This window comes from Pseudomonas sp. L7 (assembly GCF_046605565.1).
Lineage (GTDB): Bacteria > Pseudomonadota > Gammaproteobacteria > Pseudomonadales > Pseudomonadaceae > Aquipseudomonas > Aquipseudomonas wayambapalatensis.
The window spans coordinates 5,073,205-5,089,609 of sequence record NZ_CP176784.1 but is presented as its reverse complement, the minus strand read 5'-3'; the positions used below and the strand labels follow the sequence as shown (position 1 = coordinate 5,089,609).

The following is a 16,405-nucleotide window of genomic DNA, read 5'->3' as shown; positions in this document are numbered from 1 at the left end:
GGACCCTGCGACAGTGAACAAGCCCGCTCCAACCGTCGTTCCCGAAGCCGTGGCCCAGCGCCCGCGCAGCACGGCGCAGATCACCGTACTGTTTGTGGTGCTGATCCTGTCGATCGTGCTGCTGTTCGCCAACTTCGCCTACCTCAATACCCAGTCCAACCACGACAAGCAGTACATCGGCCATGCCGGCGAGCTGCGCGTGCTGTCCCAGCGCATCGCCAAGAACGCCACCGAGGCGGCGGCGGGCAAGGCCCTGGCGTTCAGGCTGCTGTCCGATGCCCGCAACGATTTCGAGCGCCGCTGGAAGTACCTGCGCGAGGGTGACAAGGCCACCGGCCTGCCGCCCGCACCGGCCACGGTGCGCGACGAAATGGACGCGGTGCGCCAGGACTGGGAGAACCTGCGGCGCAACACCGACACCATCCTGGCCAGCGAGCAGACCGTGCTGTCCTTGCACCAGGTGGCGGCAACCCTGGCCGAAACCGTGCCCCAGTTGCAGGTCGAGTACGAAAAGGTTGTGGAAATCCTGCTGCAGAGCGGTGCACCGGCCAGCCAGGTGGCCGTGGCCCAGCGCCAGTTGCTGTTGGCCGAGCGGATTCTCGGTTCGGTCAATACCGTGCTGGCCGGTGACGATACCTCGGTGCAGGCCGCCGACACCTTCGGCCGTGATGCCAGCCGCTTCGGCCAGGTGCTCGAAGGCATGCTCGGCGGCAATCCGGCGATCCAGGTGACCCGTGTCGAAGACCCGGACGCCCGCGCGCGCCTGGCCGAGATCGCCGAGCTGTTCCAGTTCGTTTCCGGCTCGGTCGACGAAATTCTCGAAACTTCACCGGAACTGCTGCGGGTGCGCGAGGCGGCGAGCAATATCTTCAGCCTGTCGCAGACCCTGCTCGACGAAGCCTCGCACCTGGCCAACGGTTTCGAGAACCTCGCCGGGCGCACCCTCGATACCGTCGGCGGCTACGTGCTCGGCCTGCTGGCGCTGGCCTCGATCATCCTCATCGGCCTGGTGATGGTCCGCGCCACCAACCGGCAACTGCGCGACACGGCGGAGAAGAACGAGCGCAACCAGCAGGCGATCATGCGCCTGCTCGATGAAATCGAAGAGCTGGCCGATGGCGACCTGACCGTCACGGTGTCGGTCACCGAGGATTTCACCGGCGCCATCGCCGACTCGATCAACTTCTCGGTAGACCAGTTGCGCGACCTGGTGGCGACCATCAACCACAGTGCCGAGCAGGTTGCCGCTGCGGTGCAGGACACCCAGAACACCGCACGCCAGCTGGCCAAGGCCTCGGAACACCAGGCCGACCAGATCAGCGAAGCGTCGCTGGCGGTGGGCGACATGGTCGAGTCGATCGACCGGGTTTCCGCCCACGCCTACGAGTCGGCCAAGGTCGCCGAGCGCTCGGTGGCCATCGCCAACAAGGGCAACGAGGTGGTGCACAACACCATCCATGGCATGGACAACATCCGCGAGCAGATCCAGGACACCGCCAAGCGCATCAAGCGTCTGGGCGAGTCTTCCCAGGAAATCGGTGACATTGTCAGCCTGATCGACGACATTGCCGAGCAGACCAACATCCTGGCCCTCAATGCGGCGATCCAGGCCTCGCTGGCGGGTGAAGCCGGGCGCGGCTTCGCCGTGGTCGCCGACGAGGTACAGCGCCTGGCTGAACGCTCGTCGTCGGCGACCCGACAGATCGAAGCACTGGTGCGGACCATCCAGGCCGATACCAACGAAGCGGTGATCTCCATGGAGCAGACCACCGCCGAAGTGGTGCGCGGTGCGCGTCTTGCCCAGGACGCCGGCGTGGCCCTGGCTGAAATCGAGGGCGTGTCGCAGAACCTGGCCGAGTTGATCCACAGCATTTCCGACGCGGCGCAACTGCAGACATCCTCGGCCGGGCAGATTTCCCACACCATGGCGGTGATCCAGCAGATCACCGCGCAGACCTCCGCCGGTTCCGGCGCTACCGCCGACAGCATCCGTCACTTGGCCAGAATGGCCAGCGAGATGCGCCGTTCGGTGTCTGGTTTCACCCTGCCGGCCCCGGCCGAGCGGCGCTGAGGAGAGGCCGATGGCCGTTACGGCAATGAGCCCCGAACGTCACGACACCGTCGCCCTTAGCTGGACCAAGGCGGCCATCGCCGATTGCCTGGGCCAGGCGCGCCAGGCGCTGGAGCGTTTTTCCAGCGAGCCGGGCGACCCGGCCTTGCTGGGGTTCTTCGTCGACAACCTGCATCAGGTACAAGGGTGCCTGACGATGCTCGAGCTCAATGGCGCAGCGCGTCTGGCCGAGGAGCTGGAGTTGCTCGGGCGCGCCCTCTTCGAGGGCCAGGTCAGCCCGCGTGGCGATTGCCTGGGCGCGCTGTTCCGCGGCCTCGAGCAATTGCCGCCCTATCTCGAGCGCCTGCGGGGTGCGCGCCACGACCTGCCGTTGGTGGTGTTGCCGTTGCTCAACCAGTTGCGCCTGTGCCGTGGCGCCGAGCCGCTGGCCCAGGACAGCCTGATGGGAGAAGCGGCGCAGCGCCTGGCGGGGGCCAACGATCTGGCCAACCTCGACCTGTCGCTGGGCAACTGGCGCGACCAGTTGCAGGCCGGCCAGGGCCGCGATGCCCTGCGCTCGGTGATCACTGCCCTGTGCGACGACCTGGTGCGGATCAAGGAGCGGCTCGACCCGTTCGTACGGGGTGATAACGAGCAGCGCGACCCGCTCGATGTGCTGGTCGCGCCGCTGCGCCATGTAGCCGATACCCTCGCAGTGCTGGGTTTCCAGCAGCCGCGCCGGGTCATCATCGATCAGGTGCTCGCCTTGCAGGCCCTGGCCCAGGGCGAACGTGCCGTGGACGATGCGGTGCTGATGGATGTGGCCGGTGCCCTGTTGTACGTGGAGGCGACGCTCAACGGCATGGTCGGCGGCCTTGCCGAGGGCCTGGAAAGCGGCATGCCCGGCTCGGACGTGACCGAGACCCGCCAGCGGGTGTTCGAGGAGTCGCTCTCGGTGTTGCAGCAGGCCAAGGACCTGATCGGCGACTGCCTGGAATCCGGTTGGCCGCGCCAGCGTCTGCAGCCCCTGCCGGGCCTGCTGCAGCAGGTTCGTGGTGCGTTGGCGATGCTGATGCTGCCGGCCGCCTCCGAGGTCTTCGGAGTGTCGGCCGACTATGTGCAAGGTTGGCTGTCGCACCTCGATCAGGAGCCCCCGGAGCAGGAGTTGACCCACCTGGCCGAGGCCTTGAGCGCCGTGGAGTGCTACCTGCAATGGCGTGTAGCCGATCCGCTGGCAGATGCCCAGCGTTTCCTCGACATGGCCTTTGCAAGCCTGGCCGCGCTGGGGCTGCGCTGCAGCCACGAGGCCGTGAGCGCCACCGCGCAGATACCGGATGACGGCATCGACGACGAGTTGCGCCAGGTGTTCCTCGAAGAGGCCGGCGAGCTGTTGCCGGAGATCGAGCGCCAATGGTTGCGCTGGCGCGCCGACAATCAGCAGCGCGAGGCGTTGATCGAATTGCGCCGTGCCCTGCATACGTTAAAGGGCAGCGGGCGGATGGTGCACGCAGGTGCCGTGGCCGAGCTGGCCTGGGCGGCCGAGCATCTGCTCAATCGTGTGCTGGAAGGGCGCATCGTACTGAGCGGCGAGGGCGCTGTGGCCCTGCAGCAGGCCCTCGTCCACCTGCCCGATCTGCTCGCCGACTTCGCTGCCGGCCAGATACCTCGGTTGGCCGATGTCGAGCAGCTCAGCGGCCACTTGCATGTCCTGGCTGTCAACGACAAGGCGCCGGCCAGTGCCGATGACGGGCTCGACCCGCACCTGCTGGAGATTTTCCGCAACGAGGCCCAAGGCCATCTGGCCAGCCTCGACAGTTTCCTCACGGCTGCCGATGGCCAGGACACCCAGGTCAGCGACAGCCTGCAACGCGCGCTGCATACCCTCAAGGGCAGTGCGGCCATGGCCGGGGTGATGCCGATCGCGGAGCTGGCCACCGCCTTCGACCGCCTGGCGCGTGAATACAAGGCGCACCAACTGCCGTTGGAAGTGGCGGATATCGAATGGCTGGAAACGTCGCGCCGCCTGTTCCAGCTGGGCCTGGCCCAGCTTGAGCGCACACCGCTGGCACCGATTCCTGGCGCTGCGCAACTGATCGAGCAGGTCGGCGAAGCGGTGGATGCGCGCCTGGCGGTGCTGCAGGATGGGGCGTCGCACACCCGCCGTAGCCGCCGGGATCCGCAACTGATCGCCAGTTTCCTGGCCCAGGGGATGGATATTCTGCTCGATGCCGAGTCGCTGTTGTCGCGCTGGCAGGAGCACCCGCGCGAACGCCAGGAGCTGGACACGCTGCTTGACGAGCTGACGACCCTGGCCCACGGCGCGCACCTGGCCGATTTCTGGCAGGTGGATGAGCTTTGCGAAGCGCTGCTCGATCTGTACGGGGCGGTGGAGGAAGGCAGCCTGGTCGCCGACGGGCATTTCTTCTCCCAGGCGCGGCAGGCTCATGAAGCCCTGATCGACATGCTCGACGAGATTGCCGCGGGGCAGGAAGTCACCCCGCGCAGCGAGTGCCTGGATGGCTTGCGTGCGCTGCTGGACGGGGCGCTCGACCCGGCGGCAACCGGGCTGGTGGGCGAGCAGGGCGTGACACCATTGGCCACTGCCATGGACCTGCCGGAGCCGGCAGTGGTGCAATTGTTCCTCGAAGAGGCCGGCGACATTCTCGACAGCGCCGACCAGGCTTTGCAGCGCTGGCGGCAGGAGCCTGACGGCAGTTGCGCGGTGTCCGCGCTGCAGCACGATGTGCAGACCTTGCGCGGCGGTGCGCAGATGGCCGCGATTGGCGCCATCGAGGTGCTCGCCCAGGAGCTGGCGTTGCTCTACGAAGGCGTGGTCGACCGCCGATTGGGCGCCAGCAAGGCACTGTTCGAGCTGCTGCAGCGCAGCCATGCGGCGCTGGGCCAGATGCTCGACAGCCTGCGCCAGGGCCAGGTGCCGTCTTCGGCGGTGGCACTGCTTGGTGAGTTGCGTGAGTTCCGCCATGCGCCAAGCAGCGAGCCGGAGGGTGCAGAAACCCCCGGCGACAAGGAGCTGCTGGAAGTCTTCCTCGAAGAAAGCTCGGACATCGTCGAAAGCGCTGCAGCTGCATTGGCGCGCTGGCAGGCCGATCCGCGCAGCAGTGTTGAGGTGGAAAACCTGCTGCGCGACCTGCACACCCTCAAAGGCGGCGCGCGCATGGTGGAAATCGCCGCCATCGGCGACCTGGCCCACGAGCTGGAATTTCTCTACGAGCTGCTCGCCGCTGGCCGCCTGCCACCGACGCCTGCGCTGTTCAGCCTGCTGCAGAACTGCCACGACCGCCTCGCGCACATGCTCGACGCCGTGCGCCTGGGGCAGCCGCTGCACGCCGCGACGGCGCTGATCGACTACATCCGCAACTTCTCCAGCGCGGCGCTGACCGACAGCGCTGCCGGCCAGCCGCCGGTGGAGGCCGCGCCGCTCGACGTACCGGCCGCCGCACCGGAGCGCGCGCCCGGTGACATGGTCAAGGTCGATGCCGAACTGCTCGACGACCTGGGCAACCTGGCCAGCGAGCATGCGATCATTCGTGGTCGCATCGAGCAGCAGGTCAACGATGCACAGTTCGCCCTGAGCGAAATGGAAACCACCCTGGAGCGCATGCGCGACCAGTTGCTGCGCCTGGACAACGAAACCCAGGGCCGCATGTCCAGCCGCTGGCAGGCCGAGGGCGACGCCTACGACGACTTCGACCCGCTGGAAATGGACCGTCACTCGCAGTTGCAGCAGCTGTCGCGGGCGTTGTTCGAGTCGGCTTCCGACCTGCTCGACCTCAAGGAAACTCTTGCCTTGCGCGCCCAGGAGGCGCACGGCCTGCTGCAGCAGCAGGCGCGGGTCAACAGTCAGTTGCAGGAAGGCCTGACCGCCACCCTGATGGTGCCTTTCGAGCGCCTGGTGCCACGCCTGCAGCGCGTGGTGCGGCAGGTGGCGAGCGAGCTGGGCAAACAGGTCGAACTGGTGGTCGGCAACGCCGAGGGCGAGCTGGATCGCAGCGTACTGGAGCGCATGGTCGCGCCACTGGAGCACATGCTACGCAATGCTGTCGACCATGGCCTTGAACCGCGCGAGGTGCGCCTGGCGGCAGGCAAGCCGGAGCAGGGCACCATCCACCTCAATCTGCTGCACGAGGGCGCCGATATCGTCATCGAGATGAGTGACGACGGTGCCGGGGTGCCGCTGGAGGCGGTGCGCAAGAAGGCCATCAAGCGTGGCTTGCTGGCGCCGCAGGCGCAGCTCAGCGATCACGAGATTCTGCAGTTCATCCTGCGTCCGGGCTTTTCCACGGCAGAGAAGATCACCCAGATTTCCGGGCGCGGGCTGGGCATGGACGTGGTCCATGAAGAGGTCAAGCAGTTGGGCGGCTCGATGAGCATCGAGTCCAGCCCTGGCAAGGGGGCACGCTTCCAGATCCGCCTGCCGTTCACGGTGTCGCTGAACCGGGCACTGATGGTGCACCTGGGCGAGGAACAGTACGCCATCCCGCTCAACACCATCGAGGGCATCGTCCGCGTGCCGCCCGCCGAGCTCGAGGCCTGCTACCAACTGGACCCGCCACGCTATCACTATGCTGGGCACGCCTACGACCTGCGCTATCTGGGCGAGCTGCTGCAGGATGTCGCTCGGCCGCGCCTGCTGGGGCAAAGCCTGCCCTTGCCGGTGCTGCTGGTGCATGCCCAGGAGCAGTCGTTCGCGATCCAGGCCGATGGCCTGTCGCCGAGCCGCGAGATCGTGGTGAAAAGCCTGGGGCCGCAGTTCGCTGCGGTGCCGGGGTTGTCGGGTGCGACCTTGCTCGGTGATGGGCGGGTGGTGCTGATTCTCGACCTGCTCGGTCAGCTGCGTGGCCAGCAGCGGCGCCTGGCGCGGTTGCCGGTGGGCGATGGCGAGCGGCGCCAACTGTTCGGCCCGGCAGCGCGGCGGCCGTTGCTGGTGATGGTGGTCGACGACTCGGTCACCGTGCGCAAGGTCACCAGCCGCCTGCTGGAACGTCATGGCATGAGCGTGTTGACCGCCAAGGACGGGGTCGATGCCATGGCCCTGCTGGAGGAGCACCGCCCTGATGTGCTGCTGCTGGACATCGAAATGCCGCGCATGGACGGCTTCGAAGTGGCGACGCGGGTGCGGCGCGACAACCGACTGCACGACCTGCCAATCATCATGATCACCTCGCGTACCGGTCAGAAGCACCGCGACCGAGCCATGGCCATCGGCGTCAACGAATACCTCGGCAAGCCTTACCAGGAGTCGCTCCTGCTGCAGAGCATAGCCCACTGGAGCAAGCCCCATGCTTGAACATATCGCCGGCCAGCGCAGCAGCCTCACCGGCCTGTTGCTGCCCCTGGGCGACCGCACCCTGGTGCTGCCCAATGTCGCCGTCGCCGAGCTGATCGGTGAGCGTGCGTTCGTCTGCGAGCGGCACCAGCCGGCCTGGCACATGGGCTGGATCGACTGGCGCCAGCAGCGCTTGCCGCTCATCGGCTTCGAGGCGGCCTGTGGGGGCGAGACGCCTTGTGGCGAGCGGGCGCGGATTGTCGTGCTCAACGCCCTGGGCGATACCGGGCTGCGCTACCTGGCGGTGCTGCTGCAGGGGATTCCGCGCTCGTGCAAGCTCGACAGCCAGTTGAACTATGTGGACGTGCCACTGGGGGCAATGGAGCTGGCGGCGGTACAGGTGGGCGATCAGGTGGCGCGGGTGCCTGACCTGGCGGCGCTCGAGCGGCTGGTGCGTGACGCGGATCTGCAACCTTTGGTGCAGTAGGATGGTGCTGTTGCGGGCCCTATCGCACCACTGCCTGTCAGGAACCCATTGACCTTGTGGAGGTCAGACTCTGCATGTACTACGGTGAACGCTTCAATGCCTGGACCCACCTGGTCGGTGCCGTCCTGGCCTGTATCGGTGCCATCTGGCTGATCGTCGTCGCGGGCTTGCAGGGCGACCCCTGGAAGATCGTCAGCTTCTCCATCTACGGCTTTACGCTGCTGTTGCTCTACAGCATTTCCACGCTTTATCACAGCACGCGCGGCCGGGCCAAGGTGGTCATGCGCAAGCTCGATCACCTGTCGATCTACCTGCTCATCGCCGGCAGCTATACACCGTTCTGCCTGGTCAGCCTGCGCGGGCCCTGGGGCTGGAGCCTGTTCGGCATCGTCTGGGGGCTGGCGGTGATCGGCATGCTCCAGGAGATCAAGCCGCGCTCCGAGGCGCGGGTGCTGTCGATCATCATCTACGCGGTGATGGGCTGGATCGTGCTGGTGGCGGTCAAGCCGCTGCTCTACAGCCTTGGCGGCGCCGGCTTTGCCTGGCTGGCGGCCGGCGGTGTGTTGTACACCGTCGGCATCATCTTCTTCGCCTTCGACAGCCGCTTTCGTCACTGGCACGGCATCTGGCACCTGTTCGTCATCGCTGGCAGCCTGATGCACTTCGTCGCGGTGTCCTTCTATGTGCTCTAGGGGCTGAGCCTAGAAATCGCCCCACAGCTGCTGCGCCACCGACAGCGCCACCACCGGCGCGGTCTCGGTGCGCAGTACGCGGGGGCCGAGGCGGGCGGCGTGGAAGCCGGCGCCCTTGGCCTGATCGACTTCGGCATCGCTCAGGCCGCCTTCAGGGCCGATCAGGAAGGCCAGGCGTGCGGGCTTGTCGTGGCTGGTCAGTGGCTCGGCCACCGGGTGCAGGACCAGCTTGAGCTCGGCCTCGCTGTCTTTCAGCCATTCGGCCAGGGTCACCGGCGGATGGATCACGGGCAGGGTGGAGCGCCCGCATTGTTCGCAGGCGCTGATCGCCACCTGGCGCCAGTGGGCCAGGCGCTTGTCGGCACGCTCATCCTTCAGGCGTACTTCGCAGCGCTCGCTGACGATCGGGGTGATTTCGTTGACGCCCAGCTCGGTGGCCTTCTGGATCGCCCAGTCCATGCGCTCGCCGCGGGACAGCCCCTGGCCGAGGTGGATGTGCAGCGGCGAGTCGGGCTGGCCGGGCAGGGCCTGGTCGAGGCTGACGCGCACGGATTTCTTGCCTACTTCAAGCAACTGGCCGAGGTATTCCTGGCCGCTGCCGTCGAACAATTGCACGGCGGCGCCGGCGGTCATGCGCAGCACGCGGCCGATGTAGTGGGCCTGGGCCTCGGGCAGCTCGTGCTCACCAAGGCTTAGCGGGGCGTCGATGAAGAAGCGGGACAGTCTCATGGTTTGGCTCGGAATAGGGGGGTGGACATCGTCCTCTGTAGGAGCGGGCTTGCCCGCGAATGCGTCAATGGCAGCACCGCAGCATCCGCGGGCAAGCCCGCTCCTACAGGGTTAGGTGATAGTTAGCCCGGATCGCGGAAGTCGGGATGGAAATCGGCCGGCACCGCCACGCTGACGCTGTCACGGGTGGCGATATCGATGCCTTCGCTGGCCACTTCGGCCAGGAAGTCGATCTGCTCCGGGGTGATCACGTAGGGCGGCAGGAAATACACCACGCTGCCCAGCGGACGCAACAGCGCGCCGCGCGCAAGGGCATGCTCGAAGACCTTCAGGCCGCGGCGTTCCTGCCATGGGTAGGCGACCTTGCCGGCCTTGTCCTTGACCATCTCGATGGCCAGGGCCATGCCGGTCTGGCGCACTTCGGCCACGTTCGGGTGATCGACCAGATGCGCGGTGGCGCTGGCCATGCGCGCCGACAGCGCCTTGTTGGCGTCGATCACCTGGTCCTGCTCGAAGATGTCCAGGGTCGCCAGCGCTGCGGCGCAGGCCAGCGGGTTGCCGGTGTAGCTGTGCGAATGGAGGAAGGCGCGCAGGGTCGGGTAGTCGTCGTAGAAGGCCTGGTACACGTCATCGGTGGTCAGGCAGGCGGCGAGCGGCAGGTAGCCACCGGTCAGGGCCTTGGACAGGCAGAGGAAGTCGGGGCGGATACCGGCCTGCTCGCAGGCGAACATCGTGCCGGTGCGGCCGAAGCCGACGGCGATTTCGTCATGGATCAGGTGCACACCGTACCGGTCGCAGGCTTCACGCAGCAGCTTGAGATAGACCGGGTGATACATGCGCATGCCGCCCGCGCCCTGGATCAGCGGCTCGACGATGACTGCGGCGATCGTGGCGTGGTGTTCGGCCAGGGTCTGCTCCATGGCTGCGAACATTTTGCGCGAGTGCTCCTCCCAACCCATGCCTTCGGGGCGCAGGTAGCAATCGGGGCTGGGCACCTTGATGGTGTCGAGCAGCAGGGCCTTGTAGGTTTCGGTGAACAGCGGCACATCGCCGACCGACATCGCGGCGATGGTTTCGCCGTGGTAGCTGTTGGTCAGGGTGACGAAGCGCTTCTTGGCGCCTTGGCCCTTGTTCTGCCAGTAGTGGAAGCTCATCTTCAGCGCCACTTCGATGCATGACGAGCCGTTGTCGGCGTAGAACACCCGGTCCAGCCCGGCCGGGGTCATGGCCACCAGGCGCTCGGACAGCTCGATCACCGGCTGATGGCTGAAGCCTGCAAGGATCACGTGTTCGAGCTGGTCGACCTGGTCCTTGATGCGCTGGTTGATGCGCGGGTTGGCATGGCCGAAGACGTTGACCCACCAGGAGCTGACGGCGTCCAGATAGCGCTTGCCCTCGAAGTCCTCGAGCCAGACGCCCTCGCCACGGCGGATCGGGATCAGCGGCAGGCTCTCGTGGTCTTTCATCTGGGTGCAGGGGTGCCAGAGGACCTTGAGGTCGCGCTGCATCCACTGTTGATTCAGGCCCATGGGGCAGATCTCCTGGCTGGGGTGGCGTGTAGGACGGTGTAAGCCTAAGCAAAGGCACCCACAGGAACAACCTTGGGTTTTGTGCTGGCTTCTGCAGGAGCGGGCTTGTCGGGGCGCCGAACCGCCGCAAAGGAGCCACCACAGAAACCTGAACCATTCGAAGCACTTGATAGCGCTGTGCTGGCAGGCTCCCAGGACCTGACGTATTCTTAACGCATCTCTCCCGGGGAAATCCTCCCCGCTTACATTTCGCTTCTGATCCGGAGTTCGCCGACATGGCTGCTGCTTGGGTGCGCCTGTGCGCGTTGGTATTGATTGGTGCATCCAGCGCGGGCGCGCTGGCAAAGGACAAGACCCCCACGGCGATTGTCGTCGGCGGTGGCCTGGCAGGTCTGACGGCGGCCTACGAGCTGCAGGCCAAGGGCTGGCAGGTGACCCTGCTCGAAGCCAAGAGCGGCATGGGTGGCCGTTCGGGGCTGGCGACCAGCGAGTGGATCGGCAACAACAAGGCGCAGCCGGTACTCAATCAGTACCTGGACCGCTTCAAGCTGGAAACCTTGCCTGCGCCCGAGTTCGTGCGTACCCCAGGCTACCTGATCGACGGCGAGTACTTCAGCGCGGCCGACCTCGCCACCAAGCAGCCCGCGACCGCCGAGGCGATCAAGCGCTACGAGAAGACCCTCGATGACCTGGCCCGTTCGATCGATGATCCGCTGAACCCGGCGGCCAACAGCACGCTGTTCGCCCTCGATCAGATCAACGTCTCCACCTGGCTGGACAAGCTGCAACTGCCGGCGACCGCCCGTCAGTTGATCAACCAGCAGATCCGTACCCGCTATGACGAGCCCTCGCGCCTGTCGTTGCTCTACTTCGCCCAGCAGAGCCGGGTCTATCGTGGAGTCGGCGATCGCGACCTGCGCGCGGCACGCCTGCCCGGCGGCAGCCCGGTACTGGCCCAGGCCTTCGTCAAGCAGCTCAAGACCATCAAGACCAGTTCGCCGGTCACCTCCATCGTCCAGGACAAGGACGGCGTCACCGTCAAGGTGGGGGCCGTCGGCTATCAGGCTGACTATCTGGTCCTGGCCGTGCCGCTGCGCGCGCTAGCCAAGATCCAGATGACGCCGGGGCTGGACAATCAGCACCTGGCGGCGCTCAAGGGCACCAACTACGGCTGGCGCGACCAGTTGTTGCTCAAGTTCAAGAACCCGGTGTGGGAGAGCCGCTCGCGCATGTCGGGCGAGATCTTCAGTAACGCAGGCCTGGGCATGCTGTGGATCGAACCGGCGCTCAAGGGTGGTGCCAACGTGGTGATCAACCTGTCCGGCGACAACGCCCGCCTGCTGCAAGCCTTCGGTGACAAGCAGATGGTCGACCAGGTGCTGATTCGCCTGCATGCCTTCTACCCCCAGGCCCGTGGTGCCTTTACCGGTTATGAGGTCAAGCGCTACAGCACCGATGCCGGCACCGGTGGCGCCTACCTGGCCTATGGGCCGGGGCAGATCAGCAAGTACTGGCGCCTGTGGGAGCGTCCGGTGCAACGTGTCGCCTTTGCTGGCGAGCACACCGATGCACTTTACCCGGGCACCCTGGAAGGCGCGCTGCGCAGTGGCCAGCGTGCTGCGGGCCAGATCGAGGACCTGGCTGCCGGCAAATCCTTCGATCCAGTGGTCAAGGCGGCGCCGGTCGCTGCAGCTGCGGGCGCTGCGGCAGTCGGCGCGGCTGCCGCCAAGGACAACAAGCCTGGCTTCTTCTCCCGCCTGTTCGGTGGCGACGATAAACCGGTGGCCAAGGCCGAGCCGGTGGCCAAGGTGGATGAACCGACACCTGCGCCGCCAGCTCCGGCACCGGCAGCCGCACCTGCGGCGCCTGTGGCCAAGGAGGAGCCCGTCAAGGCTGCGCCGGCCAAGGCCGCACCTGCCAAGCACGTACCCGCGCACAAGCCGCCTGCCAAGCAGGCCAGCAAGCCGGAGCCGGTGAAGAAGGCGGCCGCAAAGGCCGAGCCCGTCAAGAAGAAACCCTCGGCCGACACTCAGGCCAAGGCGAACTGATTGACCAAGGCGGGCACCTCGTGGCGTTGCTGCGAAGTGCCCGCGATAGTTCCTACCCTGACAAGTCCCCCGCGCCCGCTTATTGTTAATGTTGACTTAATTGGGTGAATTCAAAATAAGCTATCGGTTTATTCGATAATAAAAAGCGGACTTTTCCGCTTTAATTCGATATTTATCGCGTTATCTTGTGCACAGCTTTCACGGGGAATACGCCAACATGCAACTGCGCAATTCTGCTTCTCGCTATGGTGCGGTCAGCATCTTCCTGCACTGGGGCGTGGCCCTTGTCGTATTCGGGTTGTTCGGTCTGGGTCTGTGGATGGTCGGTCTCGACTATTACGATCCTTGGCGCAAAGCCGGGCCCGACCTGCACAAGAGCATCGGTCTGGTATTGCTGGCAGTCATGCTGCTGCGCGTACTCTGGCGTTTGATCAGCCCACCTCCACCGGCTCCGGCCAACCACGGGTCTCTCACCCGCGTGGCCGCCAAGCTGGGGCACCTGGCGCTGTATCTGGGGTTGTTTGCGGTGATGGCCGCCGGCTACCTGATCTCCACTGCCGACGGTGTCGGCATTCCGGTCTTCGGTCTGTTCGAGGTGCCGGCGCTGGTCAGCAACCTGCCCGATCAGGCGGACACTGCCGGTGTGATTCACCTGTACCTGGCCTGGGGGTTGGTGATCTTCGCCATCCTGCATGCCCTGGCAGCCTTGAAGCACCATTTCATTGACCGTGACGCGACCCTGACTCGTATGCTGGGCCGCAAAGCTTGACTCTCAACCTCAATTGCAAAGGAAGGAAGTAAGGATGTTGAAAAAGACTTTTGCCGCCCTGGCGCTCGGTACCGCTCTGATTGGCGCTGGTCAGGCCATGGCCGCTGACTACAAGATCGACAAGGAAGGCCAGCACGCTTTCGTCGACTGGAAGATCAGCCACCTGGGCTACAGCTTCATCCACGGCACATTCAAGGACTTCGACGGTTCGTTCTCCTGGGACAGCGCCAAGCCTGAAGCCAGCAAGATCAGCGTCGAACTGAAGACTGCCAGCCTGTGGTCCAACCATGCCGAGCGTGACAAGCACATCGCCAGTGCCGATTTCCTGGATGTGAAGAAGTATCCGGACGCCAAGTTTGTTTCCACTGCCGTCAAGTCCACCGGTGACAAGACTGCCGACGTGACCGGCGACCTGACCCTGCATGGCGTGACCAAGCCGGTCACCTTCAAGGCCGTGTTCAACGGCGAGGGCAAGGACCCGTGGGGTGGCGAGCGCGCTGGCTTCAACGCCAAGACCACGCTGAACCTGAACGACTTTGGCATCAAGGGCCCAGGCCCGACTTCCCAGACCCTGGATCTGGACATCAGCCTGGAAGGCGTGAAGCAGAAGTGATTCGCGTCATCTGAAACGACAAGGGGCCGCTATGCGGCCCCTTGTCGTTTCTGTCAGCCCTTGCGGGTCAGCAGCGCCGGACGCTCGCCACGTGGGCGGCTCGGCAGATCATCCAGTTGCTCGGGCGTTGGGTAACGGTCGAGCTTGGACTCCTTGCGGATGATCACAGGCGTGCTCTGCGGCTCACGCGGATTGCGTACGGCAGGCTCCTGGCGGTTGCTGTCGTCCCGGCGCGCGCGGCCTGGGTTGCCATCACGGCGTGCACCACCACCATTGTTGTTGCGGGGACGCTTCTCGCCAGAGCCCTGGCCGCCCTGGCGCTGGCCGCCGCCACCGTTGTTGCTGCGAGGCTGGCCCGAACCCGAACGCTGCCCCTGGCCTTGAGCCTGGCCGCCGTTGCCGCCTGGGCGACGGTTGCGGCCCTGGCTCTTGCCGTTCTGGTAAGGGCTGACGTAGTCGGCGCGGTTACCGAAGTTGTCGATATCGTCGTCCAGGAATTCTTCCGGGTCGCGATCGGCAGGGACTTTGGGGACATTGCCCTGGGCCTGGCCGGCCTGCTGCTGACGCGGCTTCTTGTTGTCGCGCTGCTTGCGTGGTTCCTGCTTCTTCTGCTGTGGCTTGTCACCCGCAGTGGCCTTGTCGGCAGGTTTGTCGGCGGCCTGTTGCTTGGCCTTGCCTTTGTCCTTGCCCTTGTCCTTGCGCCCGCCGCTGCCTTCCTTGCTGCCTTCGGCACGTTGCTGCTGGTTGCGCCCGCCGCGGCCGTTATTCTGCTGGCGCTCGCGCACCTCGGGTTTCTCGGCCTCGACCTGCGAGGCATCGAAGCCCATCAGGTCGCCATCCGGGATCCTCTGCTTGGTCACCCGCTCGATGCTCTTGAGCAGCTTCTCTTCGTCAGGTGCCACCAGCGAAATGGCTTCACCGGAGCGGCCGGCACGGCCAGTGCGACCGATGCGGTGAACGTAGTCTTCCTCGACGTTGGGCAGTTCGAAGTTGACCACGTGCGGCAACTGGTCGATGTCCAGGCCGCGGGCGGCGATGTCAGTGGCGACCAGCACCCGCACGCTGTTGGCCTTGAAGTCGGCCAGAGCCTTGGTGCGCGCATTCTGGCTCTTGTTGCCGTGGATCGCGGCAGCGGTCAGACCGTGCTTTTCGAGGTACTCGGCAAGGCGGTTGGCGCCGTGCTTGGTACGGGTGAAGACCAGCACCTGTTCCCAGGCGCCGAGGGTGATCAGGTGGGCCAGCAGCGCACGCTTGTGGCTGGCGGGCAGGCGGTAGACGCGCTGCTCGATACGCTCGACGGTGGTATTGGGCGGCGTGACCTCGATGCGCTCGGGGTTGTGCAGCAACTTGTCGGCGAGGTCGGTGATGTCCTTGGAGAAGGTCGCCGAGAACAGCAGGTTCTGGCGCTTGGCCGGCAGGCGTGCGAGGACTTTCTTCACATCATGGATGAAGCCCATGTCGAGCATGCGGTCGGCTTCGTCCAGAACGAGAATTTCCACCTTGGACAGATCGACGCTGCCTTGGCCGGCCAGGTCGAGCAGGCGGCCCGGGCAGGCGACCAGAACGTCGACACCCTTGGCCATCGCCTGGATCTGCGGGTTCATGCCGACGCCGCCGAAGATGCAGGCGCTGATGAAGTTCAGGTCGCGGGCATAGATCTTGAAGCTGTCGTGGACCTGTGCGGCCAGTTCGCGGGTTGGGGTCAGGACCAGGACGCGCGGTTGGCGCGGGCCGTGACGCTGCGATTTGTCAGGGTGGCCACCCGGGAACAGGCGCTCGAGGATCGGCAGGGCGAAGCCACCGGTTTTACCAGTGCCAGTCTGCGCGGCGACCATCAGGTCGCGGCCTTGCAACACGGCGGGAATGGCCCGCTGTTGCACCGGGGTAGGCTGGGTGTAGCCCGCAGCCTCGATAGCGCGGACAAGTGCCTCGGAGAGACCGAGGGAAGCAAAGGACATGGGCAATCCTGTTCTCGTTTGGGCTGAGCCCTGTGGGATGTTCTGCCTGGCGCGACGGGCATCGGTGGGATGCGATCGCGTCCGGTCCAGCTGGGCTTACACTGCGCATCCTGGAGGCGGCGGGCGGGCACTTGAGTGTGCGTCGCTGCTGGTCGAGATGCCTGTTGCGAGGCCGAGCGTCCGGGCGTGAGCCGGGCGGGAAGGCCCGAGTATAACAGAGCTATCGCGAAGTGCTGCGATCCT

The 16,405-nt window shown here is 65.6% G+C and carries 10 protein-coding genes; 7 read left to right on the top strand and 3 right to left on the bottom strand.

Annotated features, from left to right (window positions below; all coding sequences use genetic code 11):
• The first annotated feature begins 49 nt into the window (after positions 1-49).
• From ACK3BK_RS23260 to trhA, 4 genes are all read left to right on the top strand, one after another.
• The gene (locus tag ACK3BK_RS23260) at positions 50-2,071 is read left to right on the top strand and encodes a methyl-accepting chemotaxis protein (RefSeq protein ID WP_370671316.1); all 2,022 of its coding nucleotides are present in this window, start codon (positions 50-52) and stop codon (positions 2,069-2,071) included.
• A gap of 10 nt (positions 2,072-2,081) precedes the next feature.
• Positions 2,082-7,358: an Hpt domain-containing protein gene (locus tag ACK3BK_RS23255; RefSeq protein ID WP_411383409.1), complete on the top strand. Its 5,277-nt coding sequence runs from the start codon at positions 2,082-2,084 to the stop codon at positions 7,356-7,358.
• Positions 7,351-7,824 carry a chemotaxis protein CheW gene (locus ACK3BK_RS23250; RefSeq protein WP_186665820.1) on the top strand — a complete coding sequence of 158 codons (474 nt, stop codon included), beginning with the start codon at positions 7,351-7,353 and terminating at the stop codon, positions 7,822-7,824. The genes ACK3BK_RS23255 and ACK3BK_RS23250 overlap by 8 nt, the downstream gene beginning before the upstream one ends.
• A 74-nt stretch (positions 7,825-7,898) precedes the next feature.
• Positions 7,899-8,516 carry a PAQR family membrane homeostasis protein TrhA gene (gene trhA, locus ACK3BK_RS23245; protein ID WP_186665821.1) on the top strand — a complete coding sequence of 206 codons (618 nt, stop codon included), beginning with the start codon at positions 7,899-7,901 and terminating at the stop codon, positions 8,514-8,516.
• A 9-nt stretch (positions 8,517-8,525) separates the two neighbouring features.
• On the opposite strand, the gene ACK3BK_RS23240 is transcribed toward trhA, so the two are convergent.
• Positions 8,526-9,245, bottom strand: a complete 720-nt coding sequence (locus ACK3BK_RS23240; protein WP_411383408.1) for a 16S rRNA (uracil(1498)-N(3))-methyltransferase — start codon at positions 9,243-9,245, stop codon at positions 8,526-8,528.
• A 122-nt stretch (positions 9,246-9,367) separates the two neighbouring features.
• The gene (locus ACK3BK_RS23235; protein ID WP_411383407.1) at positions 9,368-10,774 is read right to left on the bottom strand and encodes an adenosylmethionine--8-amino-7-oxononanoate transaminase; all 1,407 of its coding nucleotides are present in this window, start codon (positions 10,772-10,774) and stop codon (positions 9,368-9,370) included.
• A 275-nt stretch (positions 10,775-11,049) separates the two neighbouring features.
• Between ACK3BK_RS23235 and ACK3BK_RS23230 the strand changes: the two genes are divergently transcribed.
• The 3 genes from ACK3BK_RS23230 (at position 11,050) to ACK3BK_RS23220 (ending at position 14,204) form a co-directional block, all read left to right on the top strand.
• Positions 11,050-12,822: a flavin monoamine oxidase family protein gene (locus tag ACK3BK_RS23230; protein WP_411383406.1), complete on the top strand. Its 1,773-nt coding sequence runs from the start codon at positions 11,050-11,052 to the stop codon at positions 12,820-12,822.
• 217 nt (positions 12,823-13,039) lie between these two features.
• Positions 13,040-13,591 (top strand): cytochrome b, encoded by a 552-nt coding sequence (locus ACK3BK_RS23225; RefSeq protein ID WP_186711853.1) that lies wholly within the window; start codon positions 13,040-13,042, stop codon positions 13,589-13,591.
• Between the two features lie 34 nt (positions 13,592-13,625).
• The gene (locus ACK3BK_RS23220; RefSeq protein WP_411383405.1) at positions 13,626-14,204 is read left to right on the top strand and encodes a YceI family protein; all 579 of its coding nucleotides are present in this window, start codon (positions 13,626-13,628) and stop codon (positions 14,202-14,204) included.
• Between the two features lie 53 nt (positions 14,205-14,257).
• Here ACK3BK_RS23220 and ACK3BK_RS23215 read toward each other — a convergent pair whose 3' ends face one another.
• Entirely contained in the window at positions 14,258-16,162 is a 1,905-nt protein-coding gene (locus tag ACK3BK_RS23215) for a DEAD/DEAH box helicase (protein ID WP_411383404.1), read from the bottom strand.
• Between the last annotated feature and the right edge of the window lie 243 nt (positions 16,163-16,405).